This is a genomic window from Nocardioides sp., from assembly GCF_029937575.1.
In the GTDB taxonomy this organism is placed as follows: domain Bacteria; phylum Actinomycetota; class Actinomycetes; order Propionibacteriales; family Nocardioidaceae; genus Nocardioides.
Genome location: NZ_JAPYPS010000005.1, coordinates 11,379 through 32,738 on the forward strand (window position 1 = coordinate 11,379; position 21,360 = coordinate 32,738).

Below are 21,360 nucleotides of genomic sequence, written 5' to 3' on the forward strand. Positions count from 1 at the left end.
TCACTGTCATGCGAACCGAGCAGGACTACGACGTGGTGGTGGCGGGTGCAGGACCGACCGGCTTCACCCTTGCCATCGACCTGGGGCAGCGAGGGGTGCGGGTGCTCCTGGTGGAGAAGGACCCGACGACCAAGCAGTTCCCGAAGATGGACCGGTCCAATGCGCGCACGATGGAGATCTTCCGTCGCCTCGGCTTCGTCGACCGCGTGCGTGAGCTCGGCTACCCCGCCGACAACCCGATGGATGTCTTCGTCGTCACCCGGCTGGTCGACCCTCCCCTCACCATGCTGGAGTATCCGAGCGTGGCCGAGCACCGGGAGGTGATCGCGGCAGCCACCGACGGCTCCGAGCCGTTGGAGCCCTACCAGCTGGTCTCGCAGAACGACCTCGAGCCGCTGCTGCGCGAGGTCGCCGAGGCGACGCAGGGGGTCACCGTTCGCTTCGGCTGCGAGCTCGTGGGCTTCGCCCAGGACGACGACGGCGTCGACGTCGTGCTGCGCACCGCTGCCGGCGACGAGTCGGTGCGGGCGGGCTACCTCGCCGGCTGCGACGGCGGCGCGAGTCCGGTGCGCAAGCAGCTCGGCATCAAGCTCGCGGGTCGCGGCAACCTGATCGAGCAGCGACAGGTCACCTTCCGCTCCGAGGGCCTCTACGACTCCATCAAGATGGGCAAGGGCCGGCACTACTACGTCGCAGACCTCCAGGGCGCCGTGTTCATCGTGCAGGGCAGCCGCACGCACATCACCCTCAACGCCCAGCTCCCGCCGGAGGCCGACCTCGAGGCCGAGGTGCGCAGCCGGATCGGGTTCGAGACCGACGTCGAGCTGGTCAACAGCACCACCTGGCGCCTGCACCTGCTCCTGGCAGAGCGCTACCGCGACCGCCGGGTGTTCCTCGCGGGCGACGCCGCCCACCTGGTGATCCCGACGGGGGGTCTCGGAATGAACAGCGGCGTCGGGGACGCGGTCGACCTCGCCTGGAAGCTCGCCGGCACCGTGCACGGCTGGGGCGGACCCGGCCTCCTCGACAGCTACGAGCCGGAGCGGCGCCGCGTCGGTGAGCGCAACGTGCGGGCGTCGGGCTGGGCCGCCGAGGGTCTCGGCCTGTGGCGGGCGCTGGTCACCGCGGACGTCGCCGAGGCCACGTCCGAGGGCGAGCGGGTGCGCGCTGAGGTGGCGGCTGCGGCGCAGGTGCACCAACGCCGCGTGCACGAGATGATCGGCGTCGAGCTCGGCTACAGCTATGCCGGCTCGGCGCTCGTCGCCCACGAGCCCGGCGAGGAGCGCGACTCCGACTGGGAAACCACCACCTACACTCCCCACACCCGGCCCGGCGTCCGGGTGCCCCACGTCTGGCGGAAGGATGGCAGCGCGGTGCAGGACGTCGTGGGCCGCGACTTCACAGTGCTCGACCTCACCGGCCGGGCGGCCCTGGAGCCTCTGGTCGACGCGTTCGCCGACCTCGGGGCGCCGTTGTCGGTGGTCACGTCCGACGAGCCGGACGTGCGCGCCGCCTACGGCTGTTCGCTGCTGCTGCTCCGACCCGATCTGCACGTCGCCTGGCGCGGGAAGGCGCTGCCCGGCGACCCGGCCGCGGTGGCCGGGTTGGCCGCGATGGCGACCGGTCAGAGGGACTCGAGCAGGATCTGGCCGGCGACCGGGCGTCCGAACGCGTACGCAGAGACGATCGGGTTGTAGTACTCACGAACGTGCGCGACCAAGCCGTCGCGCAGCACCATCCGCATGACGTAGCGGTTGCGGTAGCGGCGTCCGCTGGCCATCGTGATGTCACCGCGACCCTCGACGAATACGGTCGTCCCGTCGGCGCTGACGGTGACCTCGGGGTCGAGCAGGGGTCCACCGTCCCCTTCGGCCTCGAAGGCGACGGTCCAGAACTCGACACACGCGGCGTGACCGTCGTAGACCCGGAAGTGCCCCGGGTCGGTGCGGCCCGACTCGCTGAACGGCAGCTCGATCACGACGTCGCGCGCCATCAGGGCGCCGAGCTCGGCGAGGTCCTGCACCTCGAGGGCGGTGAACCACCGGCGCACCACGTCGGCGGCGGCGGAGGGAGGAAGCGTGTCCAGCACGGTGTCGATCGGCCCGGTCATCCGACCGCACCCGACGCGACGGACAGCCCGGCGCCGCGGCCGAACACGGCGGCCTTCCCGAGCCCGGTGCCGCTGTAGTAGGTCGCGCCGTGCAGGCCGCCCACGACCTCCCCGGCGGCGTAGAGACCGGCGATCGGTTCGCCGTACACGTCGAGGACGCGCAGTGAGCGGTCGACGGTCACGCCGCAGTAGGTGGTCGTCAGCCCGCACCGGCAGGGGAACGCGTAGAACGGGCCGGCGTCGATGCGGCCGGCGCCCGGGCCGCCGCGGTCGACGATCGGTCGTCCGAAGTCGGGGTCGTGGCCCGCGTCGACGTGGCCGTTGTACGTCGCGACGGTCGTCTCCAGCGTGTCGGGGTCGACGCCCATCAGTCCGGCGAGTCCGGCGATCGTGGGTGCCTCGAGCAGCAGCCCGTCGGCCAGGGCCTGCTTGTAGTCCGATGGGCTCGGGTTTGGCTGAGAGCGCTCCATGATCCGCGCGTCGAACACCTGGAAGGCCAGCCCGTCGGTCTGGCGCACGCAGCTGACGCTGATCTGCTTGTAGTTGAGCGACTCGTCGACGAAGCGGCGAGCCTCGCGGTTGACGATCACCGCGCCCTGCGCATTGGCGTAGAGCAACGTCGGCTCGCGGCCGGGCACGTCGGCCAGGTCGGGGAACGCCGGCACGCAGGCGCCGAACGACGCCTCGACGTAGGCCATGTCGGCCAGGCCGGCGCCGAGAGCCCATGCCATCCGCAGCCCGTCGCCGGTGTTGTCGGCGCCGCCCAAGCGGGTGGTGGACAGCCACTGGGGCGCAAAGGTCGCGAGCAACTCGTCGCTGCGGGTGAATCCTCCCGAGGCCAGGACGACGCCGCGGCGGGCGCGGACCTCCTCACCGTCCGTCGTCGTCACCCCGACGACGGTGCCGCTGCCGCCGGTGAGGAGCCGCTCGGTCGTGACGTGCGTGCGGTAGGTGACCCCGGGGTGCTCGAGGTTGTGGCGGTGCAGTGTCGCGGTGGCGCTGCCGGGCGCGGTGCCGTGCAGCCGGTTGAGCTGCCCGGGCTGGAGATCGGCGGAGTAGTCGAACTCCACACCGCGGGCGGTCATCCAGGTGTAGGTGTCGAGTTGGTGGTCGACGTAGGCCGCGACGGTCTCGGGGTCGCTCGCGCCCCGTCCAGCCGCCAGGATTGCGGTGCGCAGGGCCTCGTCGTCGTCCTCGACGCCGGCCTCGCGCTGCAAGTCGGTGCCGGCGAAGACGAGCCCGCCGCCGGCCTTCACCGAGGTGCCGCCGTAGGCCTCACCTTTCTCGAGCAGGCACACGGTGGCGCCCGCCTCGGCGGCGCTGAGGGCGGCGGCGTTGCCGGCCAAGCCGGCGCCGACCACCACCACGTCATGGATGTCAGCTGAATCGTTCACAGCTCCAGCGCTCCGATCGGGTCGAGGTCCTCCGCGGCGGTGATGGCGCGGAGGGCGGAGAGGTCGGTGACCTCCTGCGTCTGCATGTCGTAGGGGTTGAACACCGCCTGCACCATGTTGTGCATCTGGTTGTGCCGATAGCTCAGGAACAGGTCGTCGAAGGACGGCGCTTCGGCCACGCCGCTCGCGACCAGGACCTCGCGGTAGAGCGAGATCAGGTCGCGCTCGTGGACTCGGCGCTCCTCGACGGTCAACGAGGTGATCAGCATCTCGGCATGGTCGTGGCCGGGAGCCCCGGGGAACGGGCACTGCCAGTCCATGAAGCCGGGCGACCCGTCGGCCTCGAAGTACTGGTTGCCCGAGTGCGGGTCGCCGTGCAGCAGCGTGCGGGGCAGCGCGTCGTCGAGCTCCCAGCAGCGGTGCAGCGCACGTAGGGCGAGCTCGCGGTCGGGCAGCAGGGCGTGCAGCCGGTCCGCGTAGACCCGCTGGTGCACGGCGTCCCAGTGCTTCTCGCGCAGCAGGTAGTCGAGGAACGAGCGCTGCGGCTCGCCCCACGTGGCGTAGGCGTCGAGGCGCGGGTCTGCCCAGAACCGGGCGTGCAGTCGGGCCTGCAGCTCGATCAGCCGGGCGACCGTGTCGACGCCGCGGGGCTCCGTGATGTGGCCGAACTCGACGTCGCGCGCCGCCATGTCCTCGAGGATCACGACGCCCTGCCGGGCGTGGTGGTCGACGCCGGCGAAGAGCACGCGGGGGATGTTGATCGGCACGTCGGGGGCGAGCTCGGCGTAGAAGCGTGCCTCCATGATCAGTGCGGCCCACACCCGTCGCCGCATGACCGGATCGAAGCCACCCTTGACGTACACGCTGCCGGGCAGGTCGTCCGGCGCCCCGCTCGGGTAGGTCAGCACGAACCGGGCGGACGTCGAGGTGCCGGCCCGCTCGCCCTCGCGCCGGGCATGGACGACCTCGGTGTCGAGGGCGTCGCTGAGCCACGCCGGGGAGACCTCATCGAGCGACATCGGGAGCGGGATTCTGGTTTGAAGGACGTTCATCCGCGGCCTCCATTGGTTGTGGATGCGGGTCCGAAGTCGGGGAGCAGCTCGTACTGCTCGAGCGAGGAGCCGAGCACGCGCATGCCGTCGAGGGCGAGGGCCAGATCGAGGTGGGCCGCGACTGACTCGGCGTCGAGGTCGGGGTCGGCGAGACCCGGGGCGGTCGCGGTGAAGACGCGAGCCACCCGCCCGCCGCCCGCCGCCAGCGTCGTCCCGTGCAGCTCGCACGAGCGGTGGGCGAGGTAGGCCACGACCGGGGAGCAGTACGACGGATGCAGACGGGCCGTGTCGAGCTGGGGCTGGGTGGCGAAGTATGACGCCGCGAGCCCGCTGTTGGCGACCGGTGCGAGCGCATTGACCCGGATGTCGCGGTCGCGGTTGTCGAGGGAGGCCGCGCGGGTCATCCCGACGATCGCGGCCTTGGCGACGGTGTAGGTGAAGGAGTCCGGAGCGCCGAAGGCGCCGAGTGCCGAGCTGGTGTTGACGATGCGGCCGTAGTCGCGCTCGCGCATGTGGATCAGGGCCTCGCGCTGGATCCAGAACATGCCGAAGAGGTGCACGTCCAGGATCTCGCGTAGCAGCTCCGTGGAGGTGTCCTGGGCGGTCGACGGCTTCCCGTGGCCGGCGTTGTTGACCACGATGTCGAGCCCGCCGAGGGCCGCGACGGTGTCTCGTACCAGGCCGGTCGAGGTCTCCTCGTGGCCGACGTCGCCGTCGAGGGCGACGGACGTGGCCCCGAGCGCGCGGATCTCGTCGACGACCCGTTGCGCCGCCGATTCGCCGTCAGGGGTCCGGGCGACGTCGTTGACCGCAACCCGGGCGCCGCGACGGGCCAGCTCGAGCGCGTGGGCGCGGCCCAGTCCGTTGCCGGCGCCAGTGACCAGCGCGACCTGGCCGTCGAAGCGGATGTCAGGGCCGGCGCTCACTGGGCCGCCTCGCGCAGCTCTGCCAGGACCTCATCGGTGTGCTGGCCGAGAGTGGGCGCGCCGCGCACCGGCCCCGGCGGTGTGCCGAGGTAGTCGACCGGGCTGTTGACCATGCGCAGGGGCCGGTCGTCCGCGGCGACCTCGAGCACCACGCCGGCCGCGTGGGTCTGCGGGTCGGCAAGGGCGTCGTCTACGTCGTTGACGGGCGCCCAGAAGAAGTCGGGCTCGGTGTCGAACAGGGCCGCCCACTCGGCGCGCGACCGGGTGGCGAAGACGACGTCAAGCTCGGCGATGAGCTCGGCTGCGCGCGCCGCGCGCTGGGCGCGGGTGCCCAGGCCGGGGTCTGTGGCCCAGTCGTCGCGACCGAGCAGTCGCACCAGTGTCGGCCAGTGCCGGTCGGCCTCCACCCCGATCAGCCAGAAGGCCTTGCCGTCACCGGCGCGGTAGTTGTTCCAGACCGGACTGGCCTCCGTGTGTCGGTCGGTGCGCGGGGCGGGCCGGTCGAGCATCAACCGCAGGTTGTAGTCGGTGCTGATCTGCCAGGCCGCGAGTCGGGTCAGCGAGGTGGTCACCAGCTGGCCACGACCCGTCTGCGTGCGGGACAGGAGTGCGGCCGAGACCATGCCGGCGACGGCCAGCCCGGCGACGTGGTCGCCCATTCCGCTGCGCTGGATCGGGGTGGCTCCGCCCTCGGTGGTCAGCAGCTCGGCGATGCCCCCGCGAGCCCAGAAGGCGCCCATGTCGTAGGCCCCCGCGGCGGCGTCGGGACCCTCGAGGCCGTAGCCGGTGACCAGGGCGTAGACGAGCCCGGGGTGAGCGGCGAGGAGCGTGTCGTGATCGAGGCCGAGGCGGGCGAGGGCCGCCGGTCGCAGGTTGGTGAGGAACACATCGGCGTCGGCCACGAGTGCTGCGGCTGCGGTACGGCCCTCCTCGCTGCGGAGGTCGAGGACGATGCTGCGCTTGCCACGGTTCTCGGGCTCGAAGTAGGGGCAGTGCTCGTGAACGGCGAGGCCGACGGCGTCTCGGATCTGGCGCAGCGGGTCGCCGTTCGGCGCCTCGATCTTGACCACGTCGGCGCCCCAGTCGGCCAGCATCGCGCCGCCCGACGGGGCGGCGACCCAGATGCCGAGCTCGACCACGCGCACGCCGGTCATCGGTCCTGAGCTGGACGCGGCCATGGGGCTCTCCTTCGAGCGGGGACGGGGCGCGGCCGAACCTAGACCCGGTGGCGGTCGGTGTGCGGTGGGATGTTCCGGGCTCCGGAACCTTGCCGATCGGGCGCGCGATGGATCTCTAGCGTGAGGGCATGACACCACCCGATCCCCAGGCTGACCCGCTGCCGGACTTCCCGGTCGAGGACCTCCACGTGCGCACCTTCGCCCGTGCCCTCGGCGACGTGCACCACGACGGCTCGGCGGCACCACCGACGTTCACCATCGCGGCCGCGCAGGCCGACGAGCACTATCCGCTCCGTCCGGCGCCGGGCGAGAAGTGGTTCGGCTCGGGCCGGGAGCCCACCGGCTACGGCCCCGACGACGACGACCCGGCCGCGGGCGTGCTCTACGCCGAGCAGCACTTCGACCTCGAGCGGGGCGTGCGCGTCGGCGAGGTGCTCACCCGCACCAGCCGGCCCGGCCGCACCTGGGCGAAGGAGGGACGCCGCGGTGGCACCCTGTCGTTCTTCGAGGAGGTCACCGAACTGCGTGACGCCGACGGCGCGCTGGTCGTGACCAGCACGTTGATCGGGGTCCGCACCGCGCGACGTCCGGGGGACGCGGCGTGAGTGCGGCGGTCGAGGCGCCCGAGGTCGGCACGATGCACGAGCTCGTGCTGGTCGACGACCTGACGCGCACCCAGGTCGTGATGTACGCCGGCGCCTCCGGCGACTACAACCCTCTCCACACCGATGCCACCTATGCCACCGAGGTGGCGGGCTTCCCCGGTGTCTTCGCCCACGGCATGCTGACGATGGGGATGACGGGCCGCGTGCTCACCGACGTGCACGGCGCCGCCGCCGTTCGGCACCTCGGTGGCCGCTTCCTGGCCCAGGTCTGGCCCGGTGACACCCTCACCGCGCGGGCCGAGTGCGTTGCCGTCGACGGCGACCGGGCGACGTACGACGTCACCACGACCAACCAGGACGGCACGCCGGTGTTCCGCGGGCGCGGTGTGGTGGCCCTGGGCTGAGTGCCGGCCCCGGCCCTCGGCGCGGTCAGGTCGCGGGGGTGAGGCAGCGGGGCTGGGCCGGCACCCAGCGCAGCAGCAGCACCAACCCGAGCGCGGCCGCGGCCGCGCAGACCAGGAACGCGTGCTGGTAGGACGTCTGTGAGGCCACGATGCCGAGGGTGCTGGGTCCGAGCGCAGCGGCGAGGTCGAGGAACACGGTGAACGTGCTCATCCTCCGCGTCTCTTCGCCCTCCGACACATCGGCGGTGGCCTGGAGCACCAGCGAAGGCACGACCAGTGACAGGCCGGTCGCCATCACGACGGTGCCGAGCAGCAGGCCGACCACGCTCGGCCACAGCGCCATCAGCACGAAGCCGACGACCAGCACCGAGAACGACAGTCGGGCCACCCGCCGCGCGCCGTAGCGGTCGGGCACCTTCGCCGCGAGCAGACGGACGGCGACCACGGTGCCCGACGCCAGCAGGAAGACCGCCGAGGTCGCGGCGAGGTCGATCTCCTCGGCGTACAGGGGCACGAACGCGAGGAAGCCGGCGAACCCGAGCGTGCCGAGGCCGGCGAGCGCTCCGGTACGCAGCGCGACGCCGTACGACGCCGGCACGCGCGCGACGACGTCGCCGGTCGCGGCGCGTCTGAGCCGCGGAAGCGCGAGGCCGAGCAGCCCGGCGAGCACGCAGCCGCCGGCGGCTCCGTACCAGGGCACGTCGTCGCCGAGTCGGCTCAGCGCCTGGCCGATGGCCGGCCCGGTGCCGAGCCCGCCGTTGACGGCGATGAAGAGATAGCTCGACGCCTCGCCGCGACGCCCCGCCGGGGCGAGGTCGAGCGCGAGGGTCGTCGCCGCGACCATCACGCCGGCCTGGCCCAGGCCGAGCGTGAGTCGGGCGATGACGAGTCCGGAGACGTTGTCGGCGAGCAGATGACCGTAGAGCCCGGTCGCAGCGACCAGGGTGCCGACCACGAGGAGCAACCGGCGTCCACGAAGGTCGCCGAGCAGACCGAGTGCGGGGCGGCAGATGATCGCCGAGACCGCCGACGCGCCGAAGACAAGGCCGACCGCGAGCTCGGTGCCGTCGAAGGTGTCGGTGACTACGAACGGCAGCAGCGGGATGGTGATGCCGACGGCGACGAAGACCAGGCTGGTGGCGCTCACGGTCACGACGTAGGGCACGGTCCAGAGACGGCTGCCGGCCGCTGCGCTCACGGTCTCCCGGCGAACGGCAGGCCGAACGGCGAGTCGCCGATCAGCTTGGCCGTCACCAGGGCCTCGACCTCGTCGTCACTCAGCCCGATTTCGGCCAGCACCTCGTGGCTGTGCTCCCCGAACATCGGCGCCGAGGCGCGCGGCGTCGTCGACGGACCGGCGGTGAACCGGGCCGCGCCCAGCAGGTAGTCCTGGCGTCCGATGACGGCGTGGTCGAGGTGGATCACGCGGTCGCGAGCGACCAGCTGTGGGTGGTGGGGGTGGTCGGTGCCGACGGCGACGATCGCAGCCGGTACGCCGGCCTCGCGTATCGATCGGACCACCTCCTCGGCCGGCAGCGTGGCGCACGCGGTGGTCAGCAGCCGATCGAGCTCGGGCAGCACGCGCGTGCGGGCCGCCGCGTCGGCGAGGACAGGATCGGCCGCCCAGTCCTTGACGAACGGCACAGCCGCGAAGAGGTCCCAGGCCGCCGGTTCGTCCACGTCGATAGCGACGCGCACGCCGTCGGAGCACTCGTAGACGTTGCGCGGACCGTAGCCGCTCGCACGGTTGCCTGCCCGCTCGGCGGCGACCCCGGTGGCCGACCACGCGATCACCGAGCGGCTGGACAGCTGAGCGGCGACGTCGCACAGCGGTACCTCGACGAGGCCGCCCCGGCCGGTGCGCACCCGGTGACGGATCGCGGCGAGTGTCACCGCAGTGGCCACCATCGCCGCGAAGGGGTCGACGATCGTGCCGGTCAGCAGCGGCTCACCGTCGGGGTACCCGGTGAGGGCGGCGACGCCGGCCGCGGCGTTGACCGTGTAGGTGAAGCCCGGTCGATCCGCCCACGGGCCGTCGAGGCCCCAGGCGGGCATCCGCACCATCAGCACGTCGGGGTTCACCGCGCGCAGTCCGCCCAGGTCCAGCCCGCGCTCGTCGAGCACGCGCGGGAGGAAGTTCTCCAGGACGACGTCGCTCTCGGCCGCGAGGCGACGCACGATGTCCAGGCCCTGCTCCGTGGTGAGGTCGGCAGTGATCTCGCGCTTGCCGAGGTTGACCGCGGTGAACGCGGCCGAGCGCTCCCAGAAGCGGTCGACGGTGGACGGCACCCCGGCGAAGCGGATCAGGTCGGGCCGGTTGACGGCCTCGACCTTGATGACGTCGGCACCGAGAGCGGCGAGGTTCTCGGTGACGATCGGACCCGCCTGGAAGGTGCCGAGCTCCAGCACCCGCAGGCCCGCGAGCGGCCACGTGGCCGTCGCGGTCGCGTGCACTGGGATCCGCACCGCGCTGTCCGGGAGCCGGTCGAGGTCGTCGTCCGCCCCCACCGCCGCCAGAGCTTCACCGACCCAGGGAGCCGCGTGCGCGCGAAAGGGCGGGCGTGGGTGCACGCCGGTGCCCGACGGCTGCGGCACGAACACCCCGCGCGCCGCGTAGGGCGGCAGTGAGCTCATCGTCGCCGGCGTACCGACCGGCACGATCGGCACCCGGTGTGCCGCACCGAGGTCGACCAGCTCAGCGATGGTGTGCCGCGCGGTGAAGCGTCGCACCAGCGGGGTCACCTCGGCCGACAGCACCACCCGGTCGAGGATCTGGTCGAACCGCGGGTCGTCGAGCTCGGGCACGCCGGCGAGCTTCTTGAACGCGCTCCATTGCGGTCCGGTGACGCTGACCACGCACACCCAGCCGTCGGCGGCGCGCTCGATGCCCGGCACGGGTGACTGAGGGGTCGGGTACTCCCCGTGGTGCTCGACGCCGTCGTAGAGCCACGGATACTGCAGGAGTCCGATGAGTGACTCGAACACCGAGACGTCCGCGGCGACCTCCTGGGCACCCGCATCGCGCGAGAGGAGGGCGGTCACCGCGGCCTGGGCCGCCGCGGCGCCGGCGGACAGCTCGCCGAGGTCGACGCCGGTCTGCACGACCGGGCGGTCCCCGGTGACGTGGGTGACGCAGATGCCGGCCTCGGCCTGCAGCGTCAGCTCGCTTGCCGGGGAAGCCGCGGCCGGACCGTCGAGCCCGTAGTTCGACACCGCCACCGCCATCACCGCGGAATCGCCCGCGCGGAGAGCGTCGACCGCCGCGAGGGCCGTCGGGCTGTCGTCGTGCAGCACTACGTCGGGTCTCCCGACCAGGCGCGGCAGGGTCGCCTCGGTCACCGACTGCTTCCCGGCGTGCAGGTGCTCGGCGTACGCGGGCTCCGTACGCCGCAGCGTCACCCCTCCGGTGGGTTCCACGAGCACCACGGTCGCACCCAGGTCGCGCAGCAGGCGCCCGGCGTACGACGTGGCGAGGCGTTCGCCGAGCTCGAGCACGATCGCGTCGTTCAGCATGGGATTCCTCCGTGTCGGTGGGTCATCGGGGTCAGGGGGTGGCGCGGCGGGCGCCGCCGTCGAGGTAGAGCACCGAGGCGTGCACGTAGGACGCCGCCTGCGAGGCAAGGAAGCAGACCGCAGCCGCGACCTCTTCGGGCTCAGCGGCCCGGCCGGCGGGCAGCCCGGCCACGAGCGACTCGAGCTCCTCGGTCCTGCTGCGGCCGCTGGACTCGGTGAGGCTGTCGAGAAGTCGGTCGGCCCGCGGGGTCAGGGTCAGACCGGGCGCCACCACGTTGACCAGCACGCCGCAGGACGCCAGCTCGTCGTTGAGCGCCCGCGCCAGGTTGTGCACGCCGATGTTGGCGATGCTGAGTGGGAGGTTGTCCGGGGTCGGGCTCGTGCCCGCGCTGCCGGCCACCATCACGATGCGGCCCCATCCCCGCTCTCGCATGAGCGGGGCGACGAGCTGAGCCATCGTGAGGTAGCCGTAGAGCTTGAGCCGGAGCGCCTCGTCGAGGCGCTCCCGCTCGAGCGAGAGCACGTGAGCGCCCCGCGCCGCACCTGCGTTGTCCACCAGGATCTCGACGCCGCCGTGCGCTGCGACACAGGCCGCGACGGCGTCCTCGCAGCCCCCGACGGTCGTGAGGTCGCAGCTCGCCGTGACCAACCGGCCGGAGTGCGCCGCGACGAGGGCATCGAGCGGCGAGACGTCCCGGCTGACTGCGCAGACCCGTGCTCCCTCGGCGAGCAGCTGCTCGACACACGCCCGGCCGATGCCCGAGCTGCCGCCGGTGACGACGGCCGGCCGGTCGGCGATGCCGAGGTCCATCGCTCAGCGACCGGCGAACGTCGGCGTGGTGCGGGTGGCGAACCCCGCCAGCCCGACGGCCAGGTCGTCGGACCCCATGATCTCGGCGAGGGCCCGGTCGCTCTCGTGCCAGAGCTGCTCCTCGCCCAGGGAGAAGGAGCGGTCACACACGCGTCGGCTGGCGCGGACGGCGAGCGGCCCGGCCGCAGCGACGCGGCGGGCGCGGTCGAGGGCCGTGGCGAGGGCGTCGCCGTCGACGAGCGTGCCGACGAGCCCGAGCTGGTGCGCGCGGGAGGCGCCAATGGGCTCGCCGGTGAGCAGCATGTCCATCGCCGCGGCCCGGCCGACGGCCTGGGGCAGCCGGAACAGCCCGCCGGCGCCGGCGACCAGGCCCCACCTCACCTCGGCCAGGGCGAAGGAGGAGCGTCGGGTGGCCACGACGAGGTCGCAGGCCAGCACGATCTCGAGTCCCCCGGAAGTGGCGAGACCGTCGACGGCCGCGACCCAAGGCTTGGTGCGGGGGTAGGTGACGAAACCGGCGAAGCCGCCGCGCTCGGTGGCGGCTTGGTCGCCTCCGCCGAACTCGTCCTCGATCGTGCGGAGGTCATGACCCGCGCAGAACACCGGTCGAGGCTCGGTGACGGCTGCGGTGAGCACGGCGACGCGGAGCTGGGGATCCTCCTCGACCTGGTCGACGGCTGCCCCGAGCGCCCGGGCCAGAGGCCCGTCGAAGGCGTTGCGGGCCTCGGGTCGGTTCAGCCGGACGACGGCCACGTGGCCGTGCTTCTCCACCGCGACACTGGACATGGCAGGACCGTAGGACCGCGGGCAGGGCGATCTCAGCGGCCTTTCCGGCGGCTGGAACGACGTCGTCCGCGATCCGCCGTAGCGGCCCTACGGTGCGTGGGTGACCGAGATCCGAGCCCACGCCGAGGCGCTGCGTGCCCACGTCGGCGCCCGGGGGGCGCCGGAGACGAGAGAGATCGAGCGCGGTGCCCTGCGTAAGTTCGCGGTCGCGACCGGCGATCCTCACGCCGCGCACCACGGTGCGGTCGCGGCCCCGACGTACGTCGCCGCGCTGCGCTCGCCGCTCCCGCCGCTGCCCGAGCCCGACGAGCCGTTCCGCAGCCACCTGCACACCAACGACGAGCTGGAGCTGCACGCCCCGATCCGCGCCGGCGACGTGGTCGAGACGACGTGCGAGCTGACCGACGTGTTCGTCAAGGAGGGCCGCTCGGGGCCGATGCTCTTCACTCAGGTGACCTTCACCACCACCCGTGACGGCGAGCCGGTCAGCACGGTGGCGTGGACCGAGGTGCAGTACGGATGAGCATCGTCACCGAGCCGGCAGACCTCGCCGTCGGCCAGGCACTGCCGGCCTTCGAGCGCACGCCGACCACGACGCAGCTGGTGAGGTACGCCGGGGCCGAGGACGACTACATGCCCGTTCACTTCGACCATCACTACGCGGTGGCGGCCGGCCAGCGCGGGGTGATCAACCACGGTTGGCTGACCTTCGCGATAGCGCTGCAGTCGGTGACCAGCTGGCTGCCGCCGGAGATCGCCCGGGTGGTGCGTTCGCGCTCGCGCTACCTGCGCCCCACCTACCCGGGCCTGCCCCTCGTCTGCCGCGGCACGGTGACCGCCCTGCGCAAGGACAGGGGCGCGCGCCTGGTCGACGTGTCGGTCGAGGTCTTCGACGGCGACCCCATCGACCCCGCGAGCACGCGCACGGCGACGGTCGAGGCGACCTTCGCCCTCCTGCCCGAGCAGGCCTGACCTGACCCGACCTGACCTGACCTGTCCATCACTTGAGGAGATTGCCGTGCTCGACCTTCATCCCGACGAGGAGCTCACCGAGATCGGCGCGCTGGCGCGCAGCATCGGATCGGAGCTCCTGGCGCCGTCCGCGCGCGACGCCGAGCGCGACCGAGCCGTGCCGCCGGACGTGTGGCACAAGCTGTTCGAGACCGGGCTGACCGTGCCCGTGCCCGAGGAGCACGGCGGTGGCGGCGTGCCGGAGCCCCTGACCCTGCTCACCGCCGTGGAGAACCTCGCCCACGGCGACCCAGGGATCGCCCTGGCGGCCTTCTGGAACGGCGCCGCGGCGCTTCTCATCGCCGAGCACGGCACCCTCGAGCAGCAACAGGTGCTCTCCCGGCTGGCGACCGACCCAGGAGTGCGCAGTGCCGTCGCACTCTACGAAGGCTACGGACGCGGACCCGCGGAGTACGCCACGACGATCACGGTCGACGGCGATCGGGTGCGGCTGGTGGGCACCAAACGCGCGGTCGCCTTCGCAGCGAGCGCAGAGCTGTACGTCGTCGCGGGCGTTGACGCCGCCAGCGGTGCGCAGCGCGCGGTCGTGGTCCCGGCCGGCACCGGCGGCGTCACCGTCGCGGACGACGCCGGTCGTGCCGGGCGCATCGCGCTCGACGCCGCCCAGGCGGCCGACGTCGTCTTCGACGCCGAGCTGCCCGCCTCGGCCCTGCTCGGTGGCTCCGACGCCGGCACCCTCACCGCCACGGTGCAGCGCCTGCGACTGCTCACGGCGTCGGCCGCGATCGGCACCGCCGTCCGCGCGACCGAGTACGCCGCGCAGTACGCCACGACGCGCATCGCCTTCGGCCAGCCGATCGCGGCCTTCCAGGGCGTCGCGTTCCCGCTCGCGGAGTCGCTCATCCGGATCGAGGCAGCTCGTCTCGAGCTGGCAGAGGCGACTCTGGTGCTCCTCGAGGATCCCACCGGTGACCACGAGGCGTTGGTCGCCCAGGCCGTGGCCTACGCCCTCTCGGTCGGCACCCAGTCGACCCGGCAGGCCGTGCAGACCCTCGGCGGCCACGGCTTCATCAAGGACCACCCCGTCGAGCTCTGGTATCGCTGCGCCGCGGCGCTGTCCGCCCTCGACCTCGACACCTCCCGCGCGCCGTTCACGGCTGCTCTCTGACATACAAGGCGAGACAATGACCTACTCCTTCACCCTCAGCAAGCCGCTCCAGGACTACTCGACGGCGCTGCGCGAGTGGTCGGCAGCCGAGTGCCGGCCATACGCACGCCAGGCCGACATCGACAAGCGCCGGCCCGACAACTGGAAGACGATCCTCGACACCGCACCGGTGCCGCTGGGCAGGGCGGACCGCGAGCTCCCCGACCCGCTGCCGACCTTCGAGGAGGGCTACTGGGTCTCCCACCTGGCGTTCTACGAGAGCATCAACTACGGCGACATCTGGGTGCACCCGACCCTGGGTAACGGTGGCATCGGTCACCTCGTTGTCCAGGCGATGGGCACGCCGGCCCAGATCGAGAAGTGGTACGACGACGCCTTCGTCAAGCAGCGTGGCGACACCGGATTCGCGCTGACCGAGCCGGGATTCGGCTCCGACACCTCCAAGGTCGCGACCACCGCGACCCGGGACGGGGACAGCTGGGTCCTCAACGGCACCAAGATGTACTGCACCGGAGGCGCCTTCGCCGACTACGTCGTGGTCTTCGCGACCATCGACAAGACGCAGGGCGCCAAGGGCATCAACGCCTTCGTCGTGCCGAAGGGGACACCCGGTTTCGTGGTGGCCAAGGAGAACGAGGACAAGCTGGGCATCCGCAGCTGGACCACGTCCGAGCTGGTCTTCGAGAACTGCGCCGTCCCGCTCGACCACCGCCTCGGCTGGAGTGCCGAGGGCGGCGACGCCGAAGTCGGAAACGGTCAGGGCGGTGCACTCAGCGCCCTCGCCTGGAACCGGCCCAACATGTCGGCCCTAGCGATCGGCCTGGCCCAGGCCTCGCTCGACACCGTCACCCCGATCCTCAAGGGTCAGCAGGCGGGCTTCACCCCCCAGCGCTGGGCCTCGGTGGAGCGTGACCTCGAGGCGATGAACGCCGCGCTCGACCGAGGACGACGGCTCAACTACCTCGCGCAGTCCACCGTGGACGCCGGCAACCCGAGCCGCAGCCTCTCGGCGGCGGCCAAGGGCTACCTCCCCGAGACGGTCGAGCGGGTGATCCGGCGCTGCATGGAGCTGCTTGGGCCGGAGGGCGCGAGCAAGGAGCTGCTGCTCGAGAAGTGGTACCGCGACTGCAAGATCATGGACATCTTCGAGGGCTCGGGTCAGGTGCAGCGGATCGTCGTCGGGCGCAGCCTGCTCGGCCGGCTCGCGGGCTGAGGCGGCGCGATGCGCGCAGCAGTCATCGAGGAGCTCGGCGGCCGCCCGGTCGTGCGTGACCTACCTGAGCCGCGCGCCGCGACTGGGGAGGTGCTGGTGTCGATCTCGACGGCAGCCCTCAACCCTGCCGACATCGTCTACGCCGCAGGGATCCGGCTCAAGCCGACGCTTCCGTACGTGCCTGGGCTCGAGGGAGTCGGCCGGCTCGACGACGGCTCGAGGGTCTACCTACCGATGGCGCCTGCGCCCCACGGCACCTTCGCCGAGCGCTCGGTCGCCCGGGCGGGCACGCCGGTGCCGGTGCCCCACGACGTGAGCGATGCGCAGGCGCTCGGTGTCGGCGTGGCCGGCACGACCGGCCACCTCGCGCTCACCTGGAAGGGGCAGTTCCAGTCGGGGGCCGCGGGGCTCGTCCGGGGGGCGCCGGGTGCTGTCGGCCCGGTCGCCGTGCCGGCCGCTGGGGGGGGGGGGGCCGCCGGTGTGGGCGCGGCGGGTCGCGACCGCCCGACCCTCGAGCGGCTGCTGTCGCTGGGCGCGGACGAGATCGTGGTGCTCGAGAACGACTACCCGGACGCACTGGCGCAGGCCGCCCACGGCGGCTTCGACCTGGTCGTCGACGCGCTCTTCGGCGAGCCGATGATGGCCGCCATCCGCGCCACCCGGATGGGCGGGCGCATCGTCAACCTCGGCATGCGCGCCGGGCGCACGATGCAGCTCGACGGTATCGCCCTCAAGGGCAAGGACCTGCTCTCCTGCAACATCGGAGACGCGACCGACGCCGACGTCGCCGCCAGCTTCACCGTGTTGCTGACCCTGGTCGCAGAGGGCAGCATCCACACCGAGAGCGAGACCGTGCCGCTCGCCGACGTCGCCTCCGTCTGGGCCCGTCAGGACTCCTCCCCCCACGCGAAGCTGCTCCTTGCGATCTGACCGCCGCCCGCGCGGAGGGGCCCCGCCTGAGTCGAGCGCCTACACGACGCGGAGGAGGAACGGCGCAGCCCGTCTGGTGCGGGCCTGCAGGGCGGGGGTCACGGCGCGACGCCCCAGGTGTCGAGGTAGGTGATCGACTCCGGTGTGCGGCGCGGAGCCGGCGTGAAGCTGTCGCCGGTGTAGTAGGCGACCGGCAGCAGGGCGACCTGGGTGACCTCCGCGGTGATGCCCAGTACCTCTGCCACCTCCTCGGCACAGCTGGTGAGGTACGTCGTGAAGCGGGTGCCGATCCCGCGAGAGCGCGCCGCGAGCTGGAAGCTCCAGACGCCCGGCACCACGGATCCGTAGAACGACTGCGGGGTGTAGATGCTGGTCTCGTCGGGCTGGCCGAAGCGCACAGGGATCACCAGGGCAGGGATCTCTGCGAGATGGTCGGCGATGTACTGCCCGGCCTCCACCACCCGGCTCTGCCGCGAGCCCGGCTCGGCGGCCTCGCGCAGGCTGGCGAGGTAGGGGTTGCCGGCGGCCTGATAGAGCTCGGCGAGGCGCTGCTTCTTCGCCGGGTCCTTCACTACGAGCCAGCGGTTGGCCTCCCGGTTGCCGCCGATCGGGGCGGCCGAGGCGATCCGGATGCAGTCGAGCAGCACGTCCATCGGCACGTCACGCGTGAGGTCGAAGCGTCGGCTGACCGCCTTGGTGGTGGTGAGGAGCCGGTCGGTCTGGCCGAGGTCGAATGCGGTGGAAGCGGTGGTCTCGGTCATGGGGTCGTGCCTCTCGTGAGGGCGGGCGGGTGAGCAGGCGCCGTGGCAGCGCGCGAGTCGGCGACCCAGTCGCGGAAGTCCGCGAGGATCGGGTGGTGGTCCGTCAGTCCGCCGTCGGCGCGCACGACCTGGGCGGTGATGTAGCGAGCTTCGTCGGAGGCGAGGAACGCGACGACGTGGGCGATGTCCTCGGGCTCGCCGAGGTAGGGAGTGAGCGTGTGCCGGAGATAGATGGCGCGCAGTGCCTCCGGCAGTTGGAGACCCGACGGCGAGAGCACGAGGCCGGCCGCGACGGCGTTGCAGCGGATGCCGCGCTTGCCCCACTGGGCGGCGACGGATCGGGTCAGCTGGGAGACCGCGGCCTTGGAGGCGCCGTAGGCGGTGATCGTCGCCTCGCCCACCTCGGCCGAGATGGAGGAGGTGTTGACGATCGCCCCGCCTCCGGAATCGAGCATCAGCGGGATCCCGTGCTTGCAACCCAGGAACGGTCCTCGTGCGTTGACCGCGAAGGTCGCGTCCCAGACCTCCGCGTCGAGCCGGACGGCACCCGGGTCACGCGTGGCGAGCCCCATCGCGGCCGCGTTGTTGTGCAGGACGTCGAGCCGACCGTGGTCGGTGCGGACCCGCGCGAAGAGCCCGCGCACCTGGTGCTCGTCGCTCACGTCGGTGGCCACGGCGGTGGCCGTCGCGCCGGTGTCGACGAGCTCATCGACGACCGCGCGGGCCGCAGGCTCGTCGAGGTCGGAGACGACCACCGTGGCCCCGCGGCGCGCGAGCAGCCGCGCCGTCTCGGCGCCGATCCCGGACCCGGCACCCGTGACGACCGCGACCCGTCCGGCGAGCTCGGTCACGACGCGGTGCCCTGGCCGACGAGGATCTTGACCTGGGTCTCACGGGCACCGTCGCGCAGGCCGTCGAGCCCGGCCGAGATGGCGTCTTCGAGCGTGACGACCGAGGTGACCAGGGAGGTCGGGTCGAGATCGCCGGCGGCGACCGCGGCGATGACGGCGTCGAAGTCGGCCGGCGTGTAGGCCGAGCTGCCGTGCAGGTGCTTGCCCGCCCTCATCAGGGAGGCGAGGTCGATCGCGGTTGGCTCGTGGAACTCCGCGACGACCACGAGGTGCCCGCCCGGCCTCAGGACCTTCACCTGCTCGTCGACGACTCTGCCTGGCGCTCCGGCGCAGTCGAACGACACCGCGACCCCGGCGCGCGAGGTGGTGGTGCGCACCCACCGGACCAGATCGGTCTCGCGCGGATCGACGACCTGGGCGCCGAAGCTCCGAGCGGCCTGCTGGCGAGCCTCGCCGTGCGCGCTGACGAGCACGTCTCGCACGCCGTGGGCTCGGAGGCACAGCACTACGCCGAGACCGATCGGACCGGCGCCGATCACGAGCACCGGGTCGTCCGGGTCGAGCTGGACGGAGGCGACGGCATGCCAGCAGGTCGCCAGGGTTTCGACCAGGGCGCCGGTCGCCGGGGTGAACGGCTCGGGCAGCACGTGCACCTGAGCGACCGGGACGACGACCTGCTCGCTGAAGCCCCCGCCGCCGCCGTGGATGCCGAGGAAGCCGCGCTGCTCGCAGATGTTGGTGTCGCCCCGACGGCACGTCGCGCACGTGCCGCATGCCACCAGTGGCCGCACAGCAACGAGGTCGCCGATGGTCGGTCCGGCGGCGGCGGGTCCGACCTCGGTGACCACGCCGGCCAGCTCGTGCCCGAGCACGTGCGGTCCGGTCTCGCCGAACGCCGGGTGCCGGTAGCCGGCGGGCACCGGCGCGTGCTCGTAGAGCCACAGGTCTGTGCCACAGATCCCGGCGGCGGTGACCCTCACCTTGACGTCGTCGGGCGCCGCCAGCTGAGGCGCGGGCACGTCGTCGAGCCGAGCATCGTACGGCGCGTGCACGCGCACGGCCTTCATCGGCTCCGACCTGTGGGCAGCTGAAACGTCATGGACTGCAATATGGGGGTGCTGCCGAGGGAGGGCCGCTCTGCGTTCCAGCGCCCGGAACCGGCCGTGGTCGCCGCTCTGCCGACCCGCCAAGGTGATCCTCGCCCACAGGTGTGCCCGCTCAAGGAGGACGACGATGACCGAGACGATCGAGGCAACGCTGACCGAGACCCGGCTCACCAAGGTGTCCGCGGCGACCCGCGGTGATCTCGAGCTGTTCCTCTACGAAGAGGCCGAGCTGCTCGACCAGTGGCGCCTGCACGAGTGGCTCGAGCTCTTCACCCCGGAGGCGCACTACCTGGTGCCTGCCACAGACAAGCCCGACGGCGACCCGAGCCGTCACCTGTTCCTGGTGCAGGACGACCGCTTCCTGCTCGAGCAGCGCGTCAACTCCCTGCTCACCCGCTCGGCCCACGCAGAGTACCCGCACTCGCGCACCCGCCGGCTGATCGGCAACGTGCGAGCGTCGTACGATGCCGAGGGCCTCGTGCGGGTATGGGCGAACTTCTCGGTGGTTCGCATGCGCAACGGCTCGGTCGACACCTACGTCGGCTCCTACCGTCACGTGCTGCAGGAGGCCGCGGACACGGAGCTGGGCTTCCGGTTCGTGGAGCGGCGTGCCGTGCTAGACCTCGAGACGCTCCGCCCGCACGGCAAAGTGAGCATCATCCTGTGAGCCGCCCCGCCGGTCGCCTCGAGGGTCGCGTCGCGATCGTCACCGGGGCGAGCCCCAACATCGGCGGCGCCATCGCGCGCGGGTTCGCCGAGGAGGGCGCCAACGTCGTGTGCACCGACGTCACCGACGCCTCCGCCGAGGCCTGCGCAGCCACGATCGAGGAAGTCGGTGGCCAGGCGCTGTCGGTTGTCGGCGACGTCACGGATCCCGACCACGCCGCTGACGTCGTACGGCGGGCCGAGGAGCGCTGGGGTCGCGTCGACGTCCTGGTCAACAACGCCGTCTGGTTCAACCAGAAGGGTCTGCTGACGATGCCGCTGGAGGACTACCGTCGCCAGCTCGACATCATCCTGGGCGGCGCGTTCATCTTCACCCGTGCGGTCGCTGCCTCGATGATCCGCGCCGGCACCCCCGGAAGCATCATCAACATCTTGTCGACCGCGGCATGGCAGGGACAGCCCGGCAACATCGGCTACAGCACCGGGAAGAGCGGACTCATCAACTTCACCCGGTCGGCGGCCATGGAGCTGGCCCAGCACGACATCCGGGTCAACGGGCTGACGCCCACCGCCACGCAGCCCGCGGACCCCGAGGTCGCGCAGCGGATGGCCGAGATGATGGCCGCGGCCAAGGCGAGTCCGGGTGAGTGGCCCATGGACTTCACCGGCCAGTTCCCGATGGGTCGGTTGCCGACCCCACGCGACTACGTACCGGCCGCGGTCCTGCTCGCCGGCGACGACTCGGCGATGATCACTGGCAGCAACATCACCATCGACGGCGGCGCCACGGCCAAGTACTGGCCCTGGACCCCGCACGGCGCGTAGCGCGGCGTTCCCCCGACCGCAGGCCGTCCGGTTCCGGCCACCGGAACCCGGCAGGAACTGAACGATTGTTCGGGAGAGACTCGAGTGGT

General features: G+C 72.1%; 22 protein-coding genes. 10 read left to right on the forward strand and 12 right to left on the reverse strand.

Annotated features, from left to right (window positions below):
- The first annotated feature begins 8 nt into the window (after window positions 1-8).
- Window positions 9-1,697 (forward strand): FAD-dependent monooxygenase, encoded by a 1,689-nt coding sequence (locus Q1K33_RS02985; RefSeq protein ID WP_300400424.1) that lies wholly within the window; start codon window positions 9-11, stop codon window positions 1,695-1,697.
- Here Q1K33_RS02985 and Q1K33_RS02990 read toward each other — a convergent pair.
- Genes Q1K33_RS02990 through Q1K33_RS03010 form a run of 5 tightly spaced genes read right to left on the reverse strand, consistent with a single transcriptional unit; the run spans window position 1,625 to window position 6,660 of the window.
- Window positions 1,625-2,110, reverse strand: coding sequence for a nuclear transport factor 2 family protein (locus Q1K33_RS02990; RefSeq protein WP_300400426.1), 486 nt, complete (start codon window positions 2,108-2,110; stop codon window positions 1,625-1,627). The genes Q1K33_RS02985 and Q1K33_RS02990 overlap by 73 nt on opposite strands.
- Window positions 2,107-3,504 carry an FAD-dependent oxidoreductase gene (locus Q1K33_RS02995; RefSeq protein ID WP_300400428.1) on the reverse strand — a complete coding sequence of 466 codons (1,398 nt, stop codon included), beginning with the start codon at window positions 3,502-3,504 and terminating at the stop codon, window positions 2,107-2,109. Before Q1K33_RS02995 ends, Q1K33_RS02990 begins: the two co-directional genes overlap by 4 nt.
- Window positions 3,501-4,523: an aminoglycoside phosphotransferase family protein gene (locus Q1K33_RS03000; RefSeq protein ID WP_300400430.1), complete on the reverse strand. Its 1,023-nt coding sequence runs from the start codon at window positions 4,521-4,523 to the stop codon at window positions 3,501-3,503. The genes Q1K33_RS02995 and Q1K33_RS03000 overlap by 4 nt, the downstream gene beginning before the upstream one ends.
- Window positions 4,524-4,552: 29 nt before the next feature.
- Window positions 4,553-5,482, reverse strand: coding sequence for an SDR family NAD(P)-dependent oxidoreductase (locus Q1K33_RS03005; RefSeq protein ID WP_300400432.1), 930 nt, complete (start codon window positions 5,480-5,482; stop codon window positions 4,553-4,555).
- Window positions 5,479-6,660, reverse strand: coding sequence for a CoA transferase (locus Q1K33_RS03010; protein ID WP_300400435.1), 1,182 nt, complete (start codon window positions 6,658-6,660; stop codon window positions 5,479-5,481). Before Q1K33_RS03010 ends, Q1K33_RS03005 begins: the two co-directional genes overlap by 4 nt.
- A 128-nt stretch (window positions 6,661-6,788) precedes the next feature.
- On the opposite strand from Q1K33_RS03010, the gene Q1K33_RS03015 reads away from it, so the two are divergent.
- Together Q1K33_RS03015 and Q1K33_RS03020 are read left to right on the forward strand one after the other, a co-directional pair.
- Complete coding sequence (locus tag Q1K33_RS03015) at window positions 6,789-7,265, forward strand: MaoC family dehydratase N-terminal domain-containing protein (RefSeq protein WP_300400436.1); 477 nt, start codon at window positions 6,789-6,791, stop codon at window positions 7,263-7,265.
- 32 nt (window positions 7,266-7,297) lie between these two features.
- Window positions 7,298-7,669: a MaoC/PaaZ C-terminal domain-containing protein gene (locus Q1K33_RS03020; RefSeq protein WP_300400656.1), complete on the forward strand. Its 372-nt coding sequence runs from the start codon at window positions 7,298-7,300 to the stop codon at window positions 7,667-7,669.
- A gap of 25 nt (window positions 7,670-7,694) precedes the next feature.
- On the opposite strand, the gene Q1K33_RS03025 is transcribed toward Q1K33_RS03020, so the two are convergent.
- Genes Q1K33_RS03025 through Q1K33_RS03040 form a run of 4 tightly spaced genes read right to left on the reverse strand, consistent with a single transcriptional unit; the run spans window position 7,695 to window position 12,779 of the window.
- Window positions 7,695-8,867 carry an MFS transporter gene (locus tag Q1K33_RS03025; RefSeq protein WP_300400437.1) on the reverse strand — a complete coding sequence of 391 codons (1,173 nt, stop codon included), beginning with the start codon at window positions 8,865-8,867 and terminating at the stop codon, window positions 7,695-7,697.
- Window positions 8,864-11,182 carry a CoA transferase gene (locus Q1K33_RS03030; protein WP_300400439.1) on the reverse strand — a complete coding sequence of 773 codons (2,319 nt, stop codon included), beginning with the start codon at window positions 11,180-11,182 and terminating at the stop codon, window positions 8,864-8,866. The genes Q1K33_RS03025 and Q1K33_RS03030 overlap by 4 nt, the downstream gene beginning before the upstream one ends.
- A 31-nt stretch (window positions 11,183-11,213) precedes the next feature.
- The gene (locus Q1K33_RS03035; protein ID WP_300400441.1) at window positions 11,214-11,993 is read right to left on the reverse strand and encodes an SDR family oxidoreductase; all 780 of its coding nucleotides are present in this window, start codon (window positions 11,991-11,993) and stop codon (window positions 11,214-11,216) included.
- 3 nt (window positions 11,994-11,996) lie between these two features.
- Window positions 11,997-12,779 carry an enoyl-CoA hydratase-related protein gene (locus tag Q1K33_RS03040; RefSeq protein WP_300400443.1) on the reverse strand — a complete coding sequence of 261 codons (783 nt, stop codon included), beginning with the start codon at window positions 12,777-12,779 and terminating at the stop codon, window positions 11,997-11,999.
- Window positions 12,780-12,879: 100 nt separating this feature from the next.
- On the opposite strand from Q1K33_RS03040, the gene Q1K33_RS03045 reads away from it, so the two are divergent.
- Genes Q1K33_RS03045 through Q1K33_RS03065 form a run of 5 tightly spaced genes read left to right on the forward strand, consistent with a single transcriptional unit; the run spans window position 12,880 to window position 17,062 of the window.
- The gene (locus Q1K33_RS03045; protein WP_300400444.1) at window positions 12,880-13,302 is read left to right on the forward strand and encodes a MaoC family dehydratase N-terminal domain-containing protein; all 423 of its coding nucleotides are present in this window, start codon (window positions 12,880-12,882) and stop codon (window positions 13,300-13,302) included.
- Window positions 13,299-13,751, forward strand: a complete 453-nt coding sequence (locus tag Q1K33_RS03050; RefSeq protein WP_300400446.1) for a MaoC family dehydratase — start codon at window positions 13,299-13,301, stop codon at window positions 13,749-13,751. The genes Q1K33_RS03045 and Q1K33_RS03050 overlap by 4 nt, the downstream gene beginning before the upstream one ends.
- 46 nt (window positions 13,752-13,797) lie before the next feature.
- Entirely contained in the window at window positions 13,798-14,919 is a 1,122-nt protein-coding gene (locus Q1K33_RS03055; RefSeq protein WP_300400449.1) for an acyl-CoA dehydrogenase family protein, read from the forward strand.
- Between the two features lie 16 nt (window positions 14,920-14,935).
- Window positions 14,936-16,132, forward strand: a complete 1,197-nt coding sequence (locus Q1K33_RS03060; RefSeq protein ID WP_300400452.1) for an acyl-CoA dehydrogenase family protein — start codon at window positions 14,936-14,938, stop codon at window positions 16,130-16,132.
- A 9-nt stretch (window positions 16,133-16,141) separates the two neighbouring features.
- Window positions 16,142-17,062: a zinc-binding dehydrogenase gene (locus Q1K33_RS03065; RefSeq protein ID WP_300400454.1), complete on the forward strand. Its 921-nt coding sequence runs from the start codon at window positions 16,142-16,144 to the stop codon at window positions 17,060-17,062.
- 98 nt (window positions 17,063-17,160) lie between these two features.
- Here Q1K33_RS03065 and Q1K33_RS03070 read toward each other — a convergent pair whose 3' ends face one another.
- The 3 genes from Q1K33_RS03070 to Q1K33_RS03080 are packed head-to-tail and all read right to left on the reverse strand — an operon-like array spanning window position 17,161 to window position 19,741.
- A complete protein-coding gene (locus tag Q1K33_RS03070) occupies window positions 17,161-17,823 on the reverse strand; it encodes a nitroreductase family protein (RefSeq protein ID WP_300400456.1) in 663 nt (220 codons plus the stop codon).
- Entirely contained in the window at window positions 17,820-18,674 is an 855-nt protein-coding gene (locus tag Q1K33_RS03075; protein WP_300400458.1) for an SDR family NAD(P)-dependent oxidoreductase, read from the reverse strand. The genes Q1K33_RS03070 and Q1K33_RS03075 overlap by 4 nt, the downstream gene beginning before the upstream one ends.
- The gene (locus Q1K33_RS03080) at window positions 18,671-19,741 is read right to left on the reverse strand and encodes an alcohol dehydrogenase catalytic domain-containing protein (protein WP_300400460.1); all 1,071 of its coding nucleotides are present in this window, start codon (window positions 19,739-19,741) and stop codon (window positions 18,671-18,673) included. Before Q1K33_RS03080 ends, Q1K33_RS03075 begins: the two co-directional genes overlap by 4 nt.
- 166 nt (window positions 19,742-19,907) lie before the next feature.
- Here Q1K33_RS03080 and Q1K33_RS03085 point away from each other — a divergent pair, with 166 nt between their 5' ends.
- Both Q1K33_RS03085 and Q1K33_RS03090 read left to right on the forward strand, forming a co-directional pair.
- A complete protein-coding gene (locus tag Q1K33_RS03085; RefSeq protein WP_300400463.1) occupies window positions 19,908-20,447 on the forward strand; it encodes an aromatic-ring-hydroxylating dioxygenase subunit beta in 540 nt (179 codons plus the stop codon).
- Complete coding sequence (locus Q1K33_RS03090) at window positions 20,444-21,271, forward strand: SDR family oxidoreductase (protein WP_300400465.1); 828 nt, start codon at window positions 20,444-20,446, stop codon at window positions 21,269-21,271. The genes Q1K33_RS03085 and Q1K33_RS03090 overlap by 4 nt, the downstream gene beginning before the upstream one ends.
- Window positions 21,272-21,360 lie beyond the last annotated feature (89 nt).

What these genes read in the sequence shown, in the direction of transcription:
- Q1K33_RS02985 (WP_300400424.1), top strand. Translation starts at nt 9, where the DNA reads ATGCGAACCGAGCAGGACTACGACGTGGTGGTGGCGGGTGCAGGACCG.
- Q1K33_RS02990 (WP_300400426.1), bottom strand. Translation starts at nt 2,110, where the DNA reads ATGACCGGGCCGATCGACACCGTGCTGGACACGCTTCCTCCCTCCGCC.
- Q1K33_RS03000 (WP_300400430.1), bottom strand. Translation starts at nt 4,523, where the DNA reads ATGTCGCTCGATGAGGTCTCCCCGGCGTGGCTCAGCGACGCCCTCGAC.
- Q1K33_RS03010 (WP_300400435.1), bottom strand. Translation starts at nt 6,660, where the DNA reads ATGGCCGCGTCCAGCTCAGGACCGATGACCGGCGTGCGCGTGGTCGAG.
- Q1K33_RS03015 (WP_300400436.1), top strand. Translation starts at nt 6,789, where the DNA reads ATGACACCACCCGATCCCCAGGCTGACCCGCTGCCGGACTTCCCGGTC.
- Q1K33_RS03020 (WP_300400656.1), top strand. Translation starts at nt 7,298, where the DNA reads ATGCACGAGCTCGTGCTGGTCGACGACCTGACGCGCACCCAGGTCGTG.
- Q1K33_RS03030 (WP_300400439.1), bottom strand. Translation starts at nt 11,182, where the DNA reads ATGCTGAACGACGCGATCGTGCTCGAGCTCGGCGAACGCCTCGCCACG.
- Q1K33_RS03035 (WP_300400441.1), bottom strand. Translation starts at nt 11,993, where the DNA reads ATGGACCTCGGCATCGCCGACCGGCCGGCCGTCGTCACCGGCGGCAGC.
- Q1K33_RS03040 (WP_300400443.1), bottom strand. Translation starts at nt 12,779, where the DNA reads ATGTCCAGTGTCGCGGTGGAGAAGCACGGCCACGTGGCCGTCGTCCGG.
- Q1K33_RS03050 (WP_300400446.1), top strand. Translation starts at nt 13,299, where the DNA reads ATGAGCATCGTCACCGAGCCGGCAGACCTCGCCGTCGGCCAGGCACTG.
- Q1K33_RS03060 (WP_300400452.1), top strand. Translation starts at nt 14,936, where the DNA reads ATGACCTACTCCTTCACCCTCAGCAAGCCGCTCCAGGACTACTCGACG.
- Q1K33_RS03065 (WP_300400454.1), top strand. Translation starts at nt 16,142, where the DNA reads ATGCGCGCAGCAGTCATCGAGGAGCTCGGCGGCCGCCCGGTCGTGCGT.
- Q1K33_RS03070 (WP_300400456.1), bottom strand. Translation starts at nt 17,823, where the DNA reads ATGACCGAGACCACCGCTTCCACCGCATTCGACCTCGGCCAGACCGAC.
- Q1K33_RS03080 (WP_300400460.1), bottom strand. Translation starts at nt 19,741, where the DNA reads ATGAAGGCCGTGCGCGTGCACGCGCCGTACGATGCTCGGCTCGACGAC.
- Q1K33_RS03085 (WP_300400463.1), top strand. Translation starts at nt 19,908, where the DNA reads ATGACCGAGACGATCGAGGCAACGCTGACCGAGACCCGGCTCACCAAG.